18 protein-coding genes are annotated in these 14353 nt (G+C 46.6%); 10 read left to right on the forward strand and 8 right to left on the reverse strand.

Annotated features, from left to right (window positions below; genetic code table 11):
• Window positions 1-167 precede the first annotated feature (167 nt).
• On the forward strand, window positions 168-461 hold the full coding sequence (locus NSS94_RS03125) for a hypothetical protein (protein WP_029515949.1): 294 nt from the start codon (window positions 168-170) through the stop codon (window positions 459-461).
• Between the two features lie 78 nt (window positions 462-539).
• Window positions 540-1241: a histidine phosphatase family protein gene (locus NSS94_RS03130; protein ID WP_029515948.1), complete on the forward strand. Its 702-nt coding sequence runs from the start codon at window positions 540-542 to the stop codon at window positions 1239-1241.
• Window positions 1242-1323: 82 nt separating this feature from the next.
• On the opposite strand, the gene mscL is transcribed toward NSS94_RS03130, so the two are convergent.
• Window positions 1324-1818: a large conductance mechanosensitive channel protein MscL gene (gene mscL / locus NSS94_RS03135; RefSeq protein WP_029515947.1), complete on the reverse strand. Its 495-nt coding sequence runs from the start codon at window positions 1816-1818 to the stop codon at window positions 1324-1326.
• A gap of 151 nt (window positions 1819-1969) precedes the next feature.
• Here mscL and NSS94_RS03140 point away from each other — a divergent pair, with 151 nt between their 5' ends.
• Together NSS94_RS03140 and NSS94_RS03145 are read left to right on the forward strand one after the other, a co-directional pair.
• Window positions 1970-2413, forward strand: a complete 444-nt coding sequence (locus tag NSS94_RS03140) for a carboxymuconolactone decarboxylase family protein (protein WP_039270408.1) — start codon at window positions 1970-1972, stop codon at window positions 2411-2413.
• Between the two features lie 18 nt (window positions 2414-2431).
• The gene (locus NSS94_RS03145) at window positions 2432-3385 is read left to right on the forward strand and encodes a sigma-70 family RNA polymerase sigma factor (protein WP_318627617.1); all 954 of its coding nucleotides are present in this window, start codon (window positions 2432-2434) and stop codon (window positions 3383-3385) included.
• 184 nt (window positions 3386-3569) lie between these two features.
• Here NSS94_RS03145 and NSS94_RS03150 read toward each other — a convergent pair whose 3' ends face one another.
• From NSS94_RS03150 to NSS94_RS03170, 5 genes are all read right to left on the reverse strand, one after another.
• Window positions 3570-3908 (reverse strand): DUF4870 domain-containing protein, encoded by a 339-nt coding sequence (locus NSS94_RS03150; protein ID WP_040102217.1) that lies wholly within the window; start codon window positions 3906-3908, stop codon window positions 3570-3572.
• Window positions 3909-4167: 259 nt separating this feature from the next.
• Window positions 4168-4851, reverse strand: a complete 684-nt coding sequence (locus NSS94_RS03155) for an MOSC domain-containing protein (RefSeq protein WP_029515943.1) — start codon at window positions 4849-4851, stop codon at window positions 4168-4170.
• 543 nt (window positions 4852-5394) lie between these two features.
• A complete protein-coding gene (locus NSS94_RS03160; RefSeq protein WP_029515942.1) occupies window positions 5395-5676 on the reverse strand; it encodes a hypothetical protein in 282 nt (93 codons plus the stop codon).
• A gap of 30 nt (window positions 5677-5706) precedes the next feature.
• A complete protein-coding gene (locus NSS94_RS03165; RefSeq protein ID WP_029515941.1) occupies window positions 5707-6858 on the reverse strand; it encodes an MGDG synthase family glycosyltransferase in 1152 nt (383 codons plus the stop codon).
• Between the two features lie 44 nt (window positions 6859-6902).
• Entirely contained in the window at window positions 6903-7940 is a 1038-nt protein-coding gene (locus NSS94_RS03170; RefSeq protein ID WP_029515940.1) for a serine hydrolase domain-containing protein, read from the reverse strand.
• 364 nt (window positions 7941-8304) lie between these two features.
• Here NSS94_RS03170 and NSS94_RS03175 point away from each other — a divergent pair, with 364 nt between their 5' ends.
• The 3 genes from NSS94_RS03175 to NSS94_RS03185 all read left to right on the forward strand — a co-directional run bounded on the left by NSS94_RS03175 (window position 8305) and on the right by NSS94_RS03185 (window position 10486).
• Complete coding sequence (locus tag NSS94_RS03175) at window positions 8305-8493, forward strand: hypothetical protein (RefSeq protein WP_007428354.1); 189 nt, start codon at window positions 8305-8307, stop codon at window positions 8491-8493.
• 105 nt (window positions 8494-8598) lie between these two features.
• A complete protein-coding gene (gene map, locus NSS94_RS03180; RefSeq protein WP_080658580.1) occupies window positions 8599-9381 on the forward strand; it encodes a type I methionyl aminopeptidase in 783 nt (260 codons plus the stop codon).
• Between the two features lie 592 nt (window positions 9382-9973).
• Window positions 9974-10486: a GNAT family N-acetyltransferase gene (locus NSS94_RS03185; protein ID WP_029515938.1), complete on the forward strand. Its 513-nt coding sequence runs from the start codon at window positions 9974-9976 to the stop codon at window positions 10484-10486.
• On the opposite strand, the gene NSS94_RS03190 is transcribed toward NSS94_RS03185, so the two are convergent.
• Window positions 10475-11734 (reverse strand): DUF438 domain-containing protein, encoded by a 1260-nt coding sequence (locus tag NSS94_RS03190; RefSeq protein ID WP_029515937.1) that lies wholly within the window; start codon window positions 11732-11734, stop codon window positions 10475-10477. The two genes, NSS94_RS03185 and NSS94_RS03190, sit on opposite strands and share 12 nt — an antisense overlap.
• Window positions 11735-11748: 14 nt before the next feature.
• On the reverse strand, window positions 11749-11976 hold the full coding sequence (locus NSS94_RS03195) for a DUF1858 domain-containing protein (protein ID WP_029515936.1): 228 nt from the start codon (window positions 11974-11976) through the stop codon (window positions 11749-11751).
• 235 nt (window positions 11977-12211) lie between these two features.
• On the opposite strand from NSS94_RS03195, the gene NSS94_RS03200 reads away from it, so the two are divergent.
• The 3 genes from NSS94_RS03200 to NSS94_RS03210 are packed head-to-tail and all read left to right on the forward strand — an operon-like array spanning window position 12212 to window position 14351.
• Window positions 12212-12931 (forward strand): hypothetical protein, encoded by a 720-nt coding sequence (locus tag NSS94_RS03200; protein ID WP_029515935.1) that lies wholly within the window; start codon window positions 12212-12214, stop codon window positions 12929-12931.
• Window positions 12932-12972: 41 nt separating this feature from the next.
• Entirely contained in the window at window positions 12973-13374 is a 402-nt protein-coding gene (locus NSS94_RS03205) for a GntR family transcriptional regulator (RefSeq protein WP_039270421.1), read from the forward strand.
• A gap of 41 nt (window positions 13375-13415) precedes the next feature.
• The gene (locus NSS94_RS03210) at window positions 13416-14351 is read left to right on the forward strand and encodes an ATP-binding cassette domain-containing protein (protein WP_069010966.1); all 936 of its coding nucleotides are present in this window, start codon (window positions 13416-13418) and stop codon (window positions 14349-14351) included.
• The last annotated feature ends 2 nt before the right edge of the window (window positions 14352-14353 follow it).

The raw sequence follows: 14353 nt of genomic DNA on the forward strand, positions 1-14353 counted from the left end.
GTTCCTCCTATAGTAAGCAGAAATCAAAGGTCTACTTTACAGTATAACGTGTTTTCTGTCCTGACGATATGAAGGCGGGTGTGGAATGTGGAGTGGCATTTGGGGTATGCTGGGAACATAAGGATTTGAAACATCACATAGATTATGATTGAAAGGAGCGATTTTACATGGAATGTATAGTACATTTTCGAGTCATGCATCCGGAGGAACCCAAGGAACTTCGCGGGTTGATTATGCTGGAAAGCGGGGGCAAGCCGGGGATTGATCAAATCACGGATATGTTCAAAAATATGGGCTATGATGTCCGCCCAGACAATCCGGAGGAATTGATTTTTAAACCAGTCGATGTCAGAGCCAATTATACATATATCCGGGTTATTGAGCTGGATACGGGTGAGGAAGTCTACCAGGAAGATAGGGATTTGCGCGCGATTTTGGAAACTTTGCTGAATAAACGTTAAACGTTAAAGACCAGGAGAACTAATCGATGAAATGAGATAAAGCGATCCTGTCGCCATTCATAGGAACGGAGAACAATGATGAGATTGTATATTATCCGACACGCAGACCCCGATTACCCCAACAACACCATCACGCCGGAGGGGCATTTGGAAGCCCAGGCACTAGCCAAGCGGCTTTCCAGTCACGGACTGGATCGAATTTATGCCTCTCCTTTGGGGAGGGCTTTGGATACGATGCGCTACACCGCCGACTCTCTGGGTATGACTCATGAAGTAGAACACTGGACGCAGGAGCTGGCTCTAAAGCTGGAGGAAACCCCATACGGCCGTCTTTCCCATTGGGATTTGCCTGGTGAAGTGATCCGTTCCGAGTTGCCCCTGCCGACTCATGACTCTTGGCAGGAGATTTCCTATTATCAGGGAACACAAAGCCCTGAAACCTTCGAGCGGCTGAAGCTTCATTCCGATGAGTTCCTGAAACGGCAAGGCTTTGAGCGGGTGGAGGGCAGGTACCGGATTCTGAAGCACACTGAAGATCAGGTGGCGGTATTTTGTCATGGCGGCTTCGGGCTGACCTGGCTTGCTCATCTGTTGGAGTTGCCATTGGCCTTGGTCTGGTCCGGTTTTTGGATGCCGCCTAGCTCCGTAACCACGATCTTGTTTGATGAGCGCTCCCAAGAATGGGCAGTTCCCCGTTGCATCGGCTTCGGTGATGTTTCCCATCTGTACGCTGAGGGCTTGCCCGTTAGACCCCGTGGCATTATCACCAATTTCAACTAATTGAATTTTCCATACATGCCAAAACGGCTTAAGACGATAGAGCGTCTTAAGCCGTTTATTGTAGTCATATAAGTGGGTTGAGTCAGCGTGCTTCCACGTACCCTTCCAGCTTGGAAGTGCAATGTGCGCAACGGGTAGCGGCTACAGGAATTTCGGATAGGCAATGTGGACATTCCTTGATCGTTTTTTCCTGAGGAGGTTTTTCTTCCTCTTTGCGTTTCAGCATGTTAATCCCTTTGACCAGCATGAACACACAGAAGGCCACGATCAGAAAGTCCAGCAGGACGTTAATGAACTGACCATAGGCGAGGACCGCGATCCCTGCTTCTTTGGCCTGTGCCAAAGTCTTGCGTGTACCGTCACCATTTAAAGGATCAGCAGCTTGTAAAGCTACATACAAATCTGGAAAATTCATACCTCCCAGAAGCTTACCAATCGGAGGCATAATAATATCGTTTACCACAGAAGTGACAATTTTGCCAAACGCTCCACCGATGATAACACCGACCGCAAGGTCAATCACGTTACCCCGTACAGCGAATTCCTTAAATTCTTTTATAATACCTTTTCCGCTCATGTGAGTGCTCACCTTCTTTGCATAAAATCATTTATCTATAATACATGCTATGTCAATTGAGGGCAATTCCCAATTGATGTATTGCACTTTGTCACAAAATCACATGTTCATTTGTCTTCTATATGTAAACCAATAATGGAGGCGATGTATCGTGAGTTTAAGATTCAATCACAGAACAGTGAGTCCTAGTACGTTCAAGGCGATGATGGAGATGGAGAAATATATTTCCGGTCGTTTTACAGACAAAGTATTGTACGAACTACTGAAAATTAGAGTATCCCAAATCAATGGATGTTCCTATTGTCTGGATATGCATGCGAAGGATCTGCTCAAGCTGGGGGATTATGCTGACCACATTTTGCAGCTAGCCTTATGGCGGGAGGTTCCTTTGTTCACGGAAAAAGAACGTGTTATGCTTGAATTAGCCGAAGCGGTTACTCGTATCTCAGAACAAGGGGTACCTACAGATTTGTATAATCGGGTCAGAGAGCATTTTACCGAGGAAGAATACGTAGATTTGATAACCGCAGTTAACGTGATTAACAGTTGGAACCGGATTGCAATTGCAACGGGCATGTATCCGGGCATTCTTTAATGAACAGGGGGCTATGCTTTGTCTGGCAAAGAACATAGAATTGAACAAGAATCGGTGGATGTAAGTCTGGAAGAGCTGTATCAGAAATATCGCAAATATTCTTTTGCCATTGCTTATCGCATGCTTGGAACGGTTACAGATGCCGAGGATGTCGTTCAAGACTGCTTTGTCGAGCTGAAGGATAAGCCCCTGGATAATATACACAATCCCAAAGCCTATGTGGCCAAAATGACGATGAATCGGTGCCTGAATCTACTGAACTCTGCACGTAAGCAAAGAGAGACATATGTAGGACAGTGGCTGCCGGAGCCGTTGGGTGAAAGCGCAGATCTCCCTGCGGATTGGTTAGAGCGTAAAGATATGATATCTTACGCTTTTCTGGTTTTGCTGGAGCAGCTAAAGCCGATAGAGCGGGCTGTTTTTGTGCTGAGGGAAGCTTTTCAATATGATTACAAAGATATTGCGGAATTGCTGGGGAAGACGGAGAGCAACTGTCGTCAGTTGTTCAGTCGCTCCCGTCGTATTCTATCTTCCGGAGAATCTGCTTTTGAGGCTCAGTCCAGTCGCAATGTGAATAACTCATCCCGAATAAAACTACTAGAACGTTTTACAACAGCTTTTCTTGCCTACGATGTGACTGCTATGCTGGAACTACTGGCTGAACAACCTGTATTTGTGTCAGATGGCGGAGGTAATGTGCATACGGTGATGAGGCCGATGGTTGTACGCAAAGGTGTTCTTGCCCTGTTGACTTCTCGTCGGGTATTAACCGTTTTACGAGAAAGAGATGTGTGCCATACCGTCATCAATGGCGAGGTCCAGCTGGCATTTCTGGAAGACGGAAAAGTGAGAGAAACCTTATGTCTCATACTGACACCGGACGGGGAGCATATTCAGAATTTTTATTTAATGGTTAATCCAGATAAGCTGGGACACATCCATATAGACGAGGATTTTGCAAAAATCCCATAAGCGACTTCCAATGAATAAGATATAGATCGAAATGGTTTAGTTCGTCTATATCTTGCACTCCGGAGCGACTGGAATCGAATTTTTCAAAATCCTGATAGGACAGAAGAAGCTAGCGTAAAAAAATGAACTGCCCAAACATAAAAAACCTTGATTCCTTGCTTAGGATCAAGGTTTTTTGCTGTTTTCATAACTGCCGGGCTTGATGAAGAGCCAGATCGCCTATCCAGGGAAGCTTGAGCCACTTTCCTTGTCCCGCACGAATTAACAAGATAATCCACAAGGCAAGGCTTGCCAGCGTTAGCAGGGAGGCGAGGAAAGGACCGAGTAGCGGAATGAATCCTACCAGCACATGTCCGATCATGAGGGCTACAAAAAGAAGTATGGATTGCAGTGCGTGAAATAATACGAATCGGCTTTTCTTTTCCAGCATGACAAAGGCCAGCGCGCCAATAAAGGCGAACAAATAGCACAGGACAGCTGCTATATTTTCATCCAATCCTGTGGAAGACTTATAGACTGACATGTCAGGCATATCCTCCTTTATAAAAAGATTCAAGCTAAGTCTCCGTACTATACAAGCTATGAGGACAGGATTGAAGGATATGCCCGATCTCGGTAAAAAAATTGGCTCTACACAAAGGATAAGCGGTCAAGCGAATGGATATACTCGAATTTGGCGATAACCTTTGGACTGCGCTTCTGTCGCATCGCCCACAAGCTTCGCAGATTCGATGTTCGACTGCAGCCAGACGAGCTTGCAGACTCATTGAACCACTTCCATCTTACGAATTGCCTGATAGTCTTTCCCGAGAATCCGTTTCGGTTCCCGCCAAACGTTTTAGAAACGTATTTCTCCAGTTTAAGGACAATTCTTCCACTTCGAGAATTTGCTTAATACCCTCGATATGATTCTTCTCTTGATGCATAATTCGATTGGCAAATGAAACCGTAATTGCTTTCGGATGGCGATGAAGGAGGGATAGTCCGTCGGCTTTAGAGGCAACTCCCTCTTCCAAAACGCGGAAGTAGAATCCCGTGTGGCCTGTTTGCTGTACCTTCAAGGGCATGTCCGGTACGCCGTACTTGATGGACAACTTGTAGCAAGGCTGTCTCGGTTGGCTAACTTGAACGATAGCTTTGCCAAGCTTAAAGACGTCTCCAATGCAAACGTCGGATTCTAGCAAACCCTTTATCGTTAAATTTTCCCCGAACGCGCCGTAATCGAGCGGTCTCCGCAATTCATTTTCCCAGAACGGATAGTGCTCGTAGGGATAGACGCATACAGCTTTCTCTTTACCCCCGTGATGAACTAGATCGCCCTGCCCATCCCCTTCGAAGTTTAGATAAGATAAATACAAATATTCATCTGTGGCCGACTTGAATATCCCCGTAGAAACGTTCTTCTGATTAAACTGGATCTGCTTGGGCATGCCGACATTAAGTGAAAGGATTTTAATAGATGCCATTCGGATCACCCCTACTCCAAATTTTGGTCAACGAGTTTTGCTAGATGCTTCTATATACCGCGTTCCTGCATATGTTCGCCCGCCTGAAGCGAGAATTTCTATGATGACTACGCCTTATTACATTTCGGTAATTCCTCTTTTGACTCTGTTCGTCCTCGTTTCCATTTTACACTCCTCTATGCGCTATTTGCGAATTTTCGATGAGTCTCCGTTAATGGGATAGAGTCCTTTTTGGGCAACTCATCGTTCCGGGAGCGATTTTTCGTTCGAACATACCCGATCTCGGTAAAAAAATGAATTAGAGAATGTGTATAAAAATACGAAAAAGGCTGAACGAAAAGAATTCGTTCAGCCTTTTAAACGGTTATGAACATGTTGTATACACTTTATCCACCACATATTAATGTTTATCCACAGAAATAACATTATTTATACACAAGTTGTGCACAATCTGTAGATAATATTACGATAATTTATACTTTGCACACAGTTTGTCCACAAACTATCAACATATTGGGTGTAATTCTGGATATACTTTCGTAATTATCGGTCACCAGTTTTTAAATGGCGGCGTGGGTGTGTGATTTTACCCATTTTATTCTTGTCATCCTCTTTGGGGATAAGTCGTTCATCGGTACGTCCTTCGTGATGGTTATCAAAGGCATATTCGGTCATTTTCCACTCGGAAGTACCCAAAACTACATCAGCGGGAAAATGCTGGCCCCTGTGCAAATGCTGCTCATGTCCATCCTCATCAATATAAACACCGTCCACTTCTACCTTATCACCCGTTAGTGGGAGTAAATCCTTTCCTTTGCGTTCCATTGGTATCCCCTCCGTCTGGCTTATTCTCCGTTAATTTGTCCGGACGGAGGTTCTTTTATCCACAAGCTGATGCAAAATATCCTCGGCAATTTGGTCTGCGGGATGAGGTTTGCGAAGTAGCTTAATCGCCTGCGTCATCTCTCCAGCAAGAGAGGGGATGGAAATCAGGTCGAGACAATGCTGAATCAGCTCCTCCGTAGTGCGAGCAATCCGAGCAGCTCCTTTTTGCTGCAAATATAGAGCATTATTTAGCTCCTGACCGGGTACGGGCTTGAACACAAGAATAGGCAAACCGGATGCAATGCTTTCTGAGAGTGTAATGCCGCCCGGCTTCGTAATCACCAGATTGCTCGCACGCATAAGTGCTGGAACAAAGTCCACGAATCCATAGGTGTAAATGTCCGGGTAGTCTGCATACAGCGCATCCAATTCTGCCTTCAGTTGCTGGTTACGACCGCAGACGATGAGTAGCCGCAACTGAGGAAGCTGGCTTAATTGCTGACAGATATCCATTATGCCGGATAGCACACCATAGGCGCCAGCCATAATGAGTAGCGTAGTAGTCTCAGCCTGTAGGGGTGGGATTAGCTGTTCTTGAACAGGCGCTTCGTCGGCAGACATGTTATAAAAAGAAGCGTGGATCGGAATGCCCGTCGCGGCAATGCGTTCGATCGGTATTCCCCGCTGGGCAGCTTCCTGCTGCATATCCTCAGTGGCTACATAGTAGCGGTCAATATCGGGATGCAGCCAGCGCCCATGCAGATCGAAATCCGTAACCACGTTGACAATCGGCAAATGCATTCCCATTTTGCGACGTAACGCCGGAAGCGCGAGCTGCGGGAATGTATGTACTACGAGGTCGGGCAACTCCTTTTTCAGTGTGAGCGTAAGTTGACGCATTCCGAATGAATGCAACACATGGCCGAAGGCCGATGTAGCCTGCATACCGCGCGTGATGTTATAGACCCATCCGTAAAGCTGTGGAATGGTTTTGAAGCTTTGCATATATACAAATTTGGTCAGACTGTTCAACCAGGGATGAGATTCAGCCATTAGGTCAAGTAGTCGTACCTCGCAGTGTCCGAGTCTTCGCAAACTGTCCTTAATTGCCCGGGCGGCCTGTACATGGCCTTCCCCGTAACTGGCGTACAATATTAGAATTTTTGGTGGTAAGACTTCCATGATTGTTTAGCCCCCTATATTCAATAAGCACATTGAAGCTCATTTCAGGAACGTTCCAAGTTGAGGGAGGATACGGCTGGCAAAACGTAACGCTCCAGCAGTGTTCGCGGATTTTTCCAACGGCTCACCTTGCTGTCTGCTGTAAATACCGCGACTGCGTTCGCTTCTGGCACAAGATAAATTTGCTGTCCTCCATGTCCGTGTGCACACGCGTAGTTGATGCCGTGGAGTCGTCCTGTCCACCATTGGAATCCGTAATCCCCGAATTCTGGATAGCCTTCGACCTGTCGCTGTGTCGCCTGATGCAGCCAATCGGCCGGTATCAATTCTTTTCCGTTCCAGCTGCCTTGATGAAGGCAGCAGTCGCCGAATTTAGCCATGTCACGCGATGTCAGATATAGCCCGATATGTCCCATGGTGTAGCCCTCTGGATCTTGTGCCCAACCACTTCTCCCAAAACCTAAGGGTTCGAACAGATGCTGGAGAGCGTACGTATAGGCGTCAATCCCACAACAATGGGTCAGTAGCACGGACAGCAAGTGCGAGTCAACACTGCGATATTGGAATACACCGAGTTGATCCTCCTGTACAGGTAAGCGCAGGGCAAAGGACGGCCAGCTTTTGCTGCGATGAAAACGGTGGATAAAAGCTTCTCCGAGCTTTTTGCCTGTCTGCCAATACAAGCCGGATGTCATGGTCAACAGATGGCGAATCGTAATCTGCTCTAGCAGTGTTTCCTTCCGCCTAGGTAAATACTCAGGCAACAGCTTATGTACAGCCGTCTCTGGCCCGGGCATATCACCGCGAGCCATAGCTATGCCGATGAGCGTGGAAGTGAAGCTTTTGGTCGCGGATCGCAAATCGTTCAGAGAGCTTGCTTCATGACCGTTGTAATAGCGTTCCCAGATCAGTTTACCGTGGCGCAGCAGCAGGAAGCTGTGCATTTTAGGAAACTTGGCTTGAACTTCACGGTCTGCCTGATCAAGTAAGGAGGCATTGATGCCCTCCTCTTCACAAGTTCCTATGTTCAGGGCAGACATACGGGCAACAGGTGCAGTGAACAGCGGAGCATAGCGGCTCATCCTTTTCCCTCCTTGTTATGTTTATTTATTTTACCCCAAACACATACACTCCAAAAACCGATAAATAAGGTATACCCTCTGTGCAACAGCTGATGTAGTACCCCAAATGACATGATGCGTAAAAGATAGGTAAAATCAATGTAAATTTACTGGAAAGCTGAAAGCTGTATCTGAATATGTTATAATGGGGTAGTGATTCAGCCAAAAGAAAATCGGTTAATACAAGTGTCAGGTACATGCCTGCCTAAGGCGTTCCCGACCTAAGCTGCAATTAGACATACTACTTCACTGCATAAGGACATCAATACTTTTCGGCATTCTCTTCAACGGAGCACTTATTTTCAACGTTTTGGGAGGGAGTTACATGGCAACGAAAGGTCACAATGAAGTAAAGGAAAGTCTGCGGGAAATGACTCGAATTTTCCGGCCTAAGGATCCCAAAAAATTTGTAAAGGAATATGTGCGAAAATACCGGATTACAGGAGGGTATGAGGAAGAGTTGACCATGGTGGTGGAAAACGAACTCGGTCGCATAAATTCTTCAGTATCTTAAAGGGTTCGATTACCCGAAAAACTAGAAATACGACTTTTATAAACCGTCTATCCACAGAGGAGACGGTTTTTTTGTGTCTGCCCTGCATACAATGGGATAGGTTTAGTGTATTTGTATGCTCAAAGGAGGCGGATTCCAATAGAGATAGCGATACGAACACCGGAGGAAATCGGCTACATGAGGGAGGCCGGGCGTATTTTAGCAGATTGTCATCGTACGCTGGAAAGTCGTATTCTTCCGGGAATCACAACGCTTGAAATCGACGCTTGGGTGGAGCAGTTTTTAAACAAGCGCGGAGCCACGCCTGAACAAAAGGGCTATAAAGGTTTCCCTTATGCCACCTGCGCTTCGGTCAATGAGGTGGTGTGCCATGGTTTTCCCTCGGAGCGGGTGCTTCATGATGGGGATATTGTGACCATCGACATTGTGGTTAACAAGGACGGTTGGCTGGCTGACCGAGGATGGACCTATGCGGTAGGTAACATTAGCCGCCCGGTAGCGAGACTGTTGCGGCAGACCCATAAGGCACTGATGCGCGGTATAGAGGTTGCCCGCCCGGGGAGGACATTGGGGGATATCGGGCATGCTGTGGAAAAAGCGGCAGGCTGGCGGCGGTTCGGCAACGTCAAGCCTCTGATCGGGCATGGCATTGGCCGCCAAATGCATGAGCCGCCAGAGGTTCTGCACTACGGTCGTCCCAAAACGGGATTACCCCTGCGCGAAGGGATGGTGATTACCATCGAGCCGGTATTTACCCTAGGAACCGAGGGGGCCGTGCTCTGGGGGGACGATGGCTGGACCATCAGCACAGCAGACGGCAGTTGGGGAGCCCAATACGAGCACACGATTGCGATTACAAAGAACGGCCCTTATATTTTGACCTCGTAAAAGCGAGTTGTGCCATAGGGAGTCAATGTGCGGGTCCTTTGCATAAGGCTCTCTAGGTAAGTTTTTTTCAGGATGATGCATTCATCGGAAACAGCCATCACAATTCCCGCCACTTTGCCGTCCAGTCCTGGAAAAAAGCAGATACAGAGAATAAGCGCGAGAATTGCAAAGCTACAGAAAACAGCCTACCGATAAAGATAGGTTTGGTAGCATCACGATAATACGTATGGACGAGCTGAATGTCATCCATGCCGTTCGGTGCTTGTTAATAATAAGTCCCTGATATATGTTACGGACAGCTACCCATATGTATAGTAAAGTAAGAACCTGAAATACGTTCTTGGTAGGTTCGATCAATTCGGGGACACACCAAATACATATTGAAAGACCAGATTGCCTACGGGCGTCAACCCGATACTCCAGCCTATGATCAATACAGCTACAGCCACGAACGTACATAAAATGAAACAATTTTATTCAAGTCGAATCCTTCAGGAATGAATGAATAGCAGTGAACATTTTTATTATAGATCAAGATTCGGATCGTCGGTATATGGAAAGTATAATATTGGAAACTAGGAGTGGAACTCACATGATCATCAGGGAAGCAACGATATCAGATGCCGAGGGCATCGCCAAGGTGCACGTAGATTGCTGGAGGACGACGTACAAAGAAATAATGCCTGCCCAGGTTCTGGAACAGCTTTCCTATGAGCAAAGAACAAAACTGTGGAATGCGAATCTATCCAGTGAAGACGGTCATCGGGTATATGTTGCTGAAAATGAGAAGGGGGAAATCATCGGATTTGTGAGTGGGGGTCCGGAAAAGTCAGGTGAATATCCCCCGTATGGGGGAGAAATAACGGCAATTTACGTTTTGAGTGAATACCATAGTTTAGGCTTGGGGAAGAGACTATTTTTACGTCTGCTTCAACATTTCAATAGTATGGATATTCACTCTGTGATCGTATGGGTGCTAGCAGGTAATCCAGCATGTACCTTTTATGAAAGGTTGGGAGCCAAACTTATAGTAGAACAACATATTATAAGTTTGGGTGGCAAAAATCTGAACATGGTGGCTTACGGTTGGATACTATTCGGATAGAATACGCTTTTGTCCTTCCAAGGCACGAATGGGTGCGATATTTTGCGTAAATTCCAACGTTCCCAGATAGCGGCCCTCTGCATCACGGATGGCAAAATAACGAATGTAGACAAATTTATCCTTGATTGGAATCCAAAAATCTTCAACATCCTTGCGGCCTGCCTTAAAATCTTCCAGCAGCTTCTCAACGACATGCACGCTTTGGGGTGGGTGGCAATTCTGTACGGTACGACCAATGACGGCTTTCGTGCGCGCGAAGATTCGTTCCTTACCATGGGAAAAATAGCGAACAACATCATTTTCATCGATAAAGGTCAGGTCAACAGGTAGATGGTTCAACAGCAGTTCCAATTGTTGTACGGATACAATCCCTGTCTCGAATCGCACGAAGCCTTGCGGTGTTCCTGATGTGCCTTCCGTTTGCTCAAGGGCTTCTGCAGGCTCCTCTGCCCGTTCGGGTATCCATTCGCGTTCGGGGGCGGTCAGGCAGAATCCAATTTCCTCGCTTTCCCGGGCTATTTTCAGCCATTCATCCTCTGTCAGCTTACTGAGTGCCATCGGCAGCAAAATATTCTCTTCCTTGAATATCATTTCATTTACTTCACTCATGATATGGGCAAGCGCCTTCCCAATCTGTTCACGATCCCCGTTATATTCGGCGAGCAGACTCTTCGCTTCCTTAATCGCGGCACGAATGCCGTCGTCCACACCCCACATGACTTTGGTCGGGCCAAAAATTCCATAGCGTTCTAGATAAGGAAAGACCAAGTTTTCTTTACGACTGTAGTGCTTGTCGAGATCCATTAGCAGACTTAAATCCTCAAGCAGCTTGTAAATAACCTTGGGACTGTCCTCCTTTTGAAATTGCTCTGCATGCAATGCCAACTTAAAGTTGACCAGTCGTTCGATCTCTCGATTTTCCAGCTTGAATGTGTGGACAGGATGTCCCGGTTGTTCCTCCGGTCCTGAAGGACGGTGAATATCCTCAATGGAGCCCTTGAAGATCGAAGTATGCACGGAACAGAGCCGCTGAACTTCCGATACGGGAATTCCCTCCTCGGTCATCAGTGCGTGCTCCATAGCTGAAATTTCCGCCACACTTACTCCGCCAACAGCCTCTGCAAAACGCGCTTTCACCTCTTCGACGCTTTTCCCGGCATGTAATTCTTTTATAATTTCCTTCAGTGTTCGTTGACGTTCTGTTAATTCCTGTGCTGTATGTTCACGGTTGTTAATTAGCTCGCTCATGATCGTTAGCTCCTTTATTTTTGAATGGTAAAACCATGTTGCAAAAACGTGCGTTCCACGGTTTCCATAGCTACTTTTTTCAATGCAATACCTTTGGACAATGTCATAAAACGACCTGCGGTTTGTAACATGCCAGGCTTGGCGATATCATGAAAACCCAGCTCTACCATAATGTCCTTCACTTCGGGATAACGGTTAACAAGGTTAAAAATCGGCTCATCCCAGTGCAGTATCTTATCCATTTGTTCATCCCCTTGATTGAGAACGTTTATCATTTACAGAGTAGCATAGGTCCTGACGAGCTATTGTGATTGTACGCACAATTTACATTCAGGTGTTGACAGTTGTAATTCATGGTTTATATACTGTGTATAAAGATATATACAGTAATAACATTGATTACTTTAATAATAACTTCGTATGAAGAGAGAACGAGGTCGTCATTACAGGCAGTGCAGAAGGGATCAGGATAAGAAAATGACAATCATCAAGCAGGCATGGAAGATTACCCGGCAGGATTTTCGCAACAATCCATATGTTATGCTGTGGACATTGCTGTTTATTGCGTATTTGGGATTTACCATGAGTTTTGCTGTAAGTGTGCATTGGGATGAACGTGGAAACTTGAGTCCGGTAGCCGATTTTATCATGCTGGTGTTGATTCCGTTTCTCGGATACATTTATAACCGCCGTGCATTTAAATATCTTCAGGAAGATTCCTATACGCATATGCTAGCCTTTTTCCGCACCTTGCCTATACCGATGAATGCGGTGATTATGAGTCGAATTCAACAGGCGCTTTTGGCGTTTGTTGTGAATAGTGTGATATTTTTCACTCTCTTGTTTACGTTGTCAGCTACGTTTCGGGTATATGCCAGTACAGGTTTCTTTGTATCGTTTGCACTTACCTGGATAGGCTACGGAATGCTGATTCAAGCCATTTATATTCATTTGGAATTTCTTAAAAAAGGTAAATCCTACTTTTGGCTATCCATTGTCATCATGCTAATTTGTGGGATAGTTACGATTATAGTTCGAGTATGTGGGGCCAATCTGGTATCGATAACGGCATTTTACAGCAAGGAATGGCAGCTGTTGTCTCCGGTGATGTGGGGAGCGCTGCTGGCAGGAGCTCTGGGTATGTGGATGTCCTACAGGGTGACACAGCGTAAGCTTATGAAACGGGATTTAACTTAGCGGTATGTGTACAAAGATAGATAAAAAGGGGGGAGAAGCAGGTGAATATACCAGTGCAAATTGATGAGAATAGCGCGGAACCGCTGTATGCGCAGATTGAAAAGCAACTTCGCTCACTCATCGTAACCGGACAGATTGCAGCGGGAACGCTGCTTCCCTCCATTCGGGAGTTCGCAGGGACGCTCCGCTGCAGCGTCATCACCGTCCGGCGGGTCTATCAGGATTTGGAGAACGAAGGCTTGCTTCGTACCCGGCAGGGAACGGGCACCTTCGTAGCTCTGGTCGAAGACGATAAGCGCTCAGGTTACCGCCTTAAAGCAGTGACCGAGGCGTTGGAAACGGCGATTGACACAGGCATCGCTGTACAGATGACAGAACAGGAATTGTTGGAGCTTTTCGCAGAAATGGTGAAGAGAAGGTATGAAGTCCAAGTGAAGGAGTGACGCCCGTGAAAAACGATGTAAACCATCATGTGGAAGTTCCTATGGGGATACAGATAAAAACACCCATTATTGAGATGAGCCAAGTCTATAAAACTCGAGGTAACCGGGAAATTGGACCGATTAATCTAACCATTGAACCGGGATATGTAGTCGCTTTGGCTGGACATAACGGATCGGGCAAAAGTACATTGATTCATCTGCTGACTCAGCTTATCCACCCGGATTCCGGTGAAATACGTTGGTTCGGTCAAGCGTATCCGGACGGCATGCCGGCAGATACACGACAATGGGTTGGGTATATGTCAGAGCAGCCGACCCGTGAGGAAGATCGACTCACAGCAGAAGCAGCAGCGGCGTTTCGAGCCTTGTGGTATCCCGGCTGGGATGAAACACGTTTTCAGCGTCTGATGGAACGATTTCAGGTTCCTCAGCATACGAAATTATCGCGCATGTCCAAGGGAGAGCGCCGTAAGTTTGAACTGGCTGCAGCCTTGGCGCCTCACCCTCGTTTGTTGCTGCTGGATGAGCCTTCGTCGGGTTTAGACCCTTTTGCCTGGAAAATCATGCTGGAGGAACTGCGGGATTGTATGGAGAACGGCAAAACGACGGTCATTATTGCCACTCATATCATAGACGAGATTAAGCGTTTGGCGGATTATATTGTCCTGATGCATGATGGCAGGCTGCTCGGCAAGCTGGAAAAAGACCATTTGCTCGAAAATAGCAAAGAAATGTGGTTTGAAGGCACACCGGAGGAGGCATCGGAACTTCCGGGTGTTGTAGAGATGGAGAGCGAAGGCGGATTGCAGCGAATTGTAACGTTGGCAGCCGGAGAGACCAGCGCCATCTTGGAACAAGCGGGCATCCGCCCCATCCGTGTGCGGCGTTTGGAACTGGATGATATTTTAGTATATTGGTCTGCGGGACAACTATCAGAAGATGCGGAGACATACACGCAGAAAAAAGGAGCGGAGTAATC

The organism is Paenibacillus sp. FSL L8-0644, assembly GCF_038008165.1.
Lineage (GTDB): Bacteria > Bacillota > Bacilli > Paenibacillales > Paenibacillaceae > Paenibacillus > Paenibacillus polymyxa_D.

Bases quoted from the DNA above. Each gene is read 5' to 3' on its own strand.
- NSS94_RS03210 (WP_069010966.1), top strand. From the start codon at position 13,416: ATGGGGATACAGATAAAAACACCCATTATTGAGATGAGCCAAGTCTAT.
- NSS94_RS03155 (WP_029515943.1), bottom strand. From the start codon at position 4,851: ATGGCATCTATTAAAATCCTTTCACTTAATGTCGGCATGCCCAAGCAG.
- NSS94_RS03130 (WP_029515948.1), top strand. From the start codon at position 540: ATGAGATTGTATATTATCCGACACGCAGACCCCGATTACCCCAACAAC.
- NSS94_RS03150 (WP_040102217.1), bottom strand. From the start codon at position 3,908: ATGTCAGTCTATAAGTCTTCCACAGGATTGGATGAAAATATAGCAGCT.
- NSS94_RS03170 (WP_029515940.1), bottom strand. From the start codon at position 7,940: ATGAGCCGCTATGCTCCGCTGTTCACTGCACCTGTTGCCCGTATGTCT.
- NSS94_RS03165 (WP_029515941.1), bottom strand. From the start codon at position 6,858: ATGGAAGTCTTACCACCAAAAATTCTAATATTGTACGCCAGTTACGGG.
- NSS94_RS03175 (WP_007428354.1), top strand. From the start codon at position 8,305: ATGGCAACGAAAGGTCACAATGAAGTAAAGGAAAGTCTGCGGGAAATG.
- NSS94_RS03125 (WP_029515949.1), top strand. From the start codon at position 168: ATGGAATGTATAGTACATTTTCGAGTCATGCATCCGGAGGAACCCAAG.
- NSS94_RS03200 (WP_029515935.1), top strand. From the start codon at position 12,212: ATGACAATCATCAAGCAGGCATGGAAGATTACCCGGCAGGATTTTCGC.
- mscL (WP_029515947.1), bottom strand. From the start codon at position 1,818: ATGAGCGGAAAAGGTATTATAAAAGAATTTAAGGAATTCGCTGTACGG.
- NSS94_RS03160 (WP_029515942.1), bottom strand. From the start codon at position 5,676: ATGGAACGCAAAGGAAAGGATTTACTCCCACTAACGGGTGATAAGGTA.
- NSS94_RS03185 (WP_029515938.1), top strand. From the start codon at position 9,974: ATGATCATCAGGGAAGCAACGATATCAGATGCCGAGGGCATCGCCAAG.
- NSS94_RS03195 (WP_029515936.1), bottom strand. From the start codon at position 11,976: ATGGATAAGATACTGCACTGGGATGAGCCGATTTTTAACCTTGTTAAC.
- NSS94_RS03190 (WP_029515937.1), bottom strand. From the start codon at position 11,734: ATGAGCGAGCTAATTAACAACCGTGAACATACAGCACAGGAATTAACA.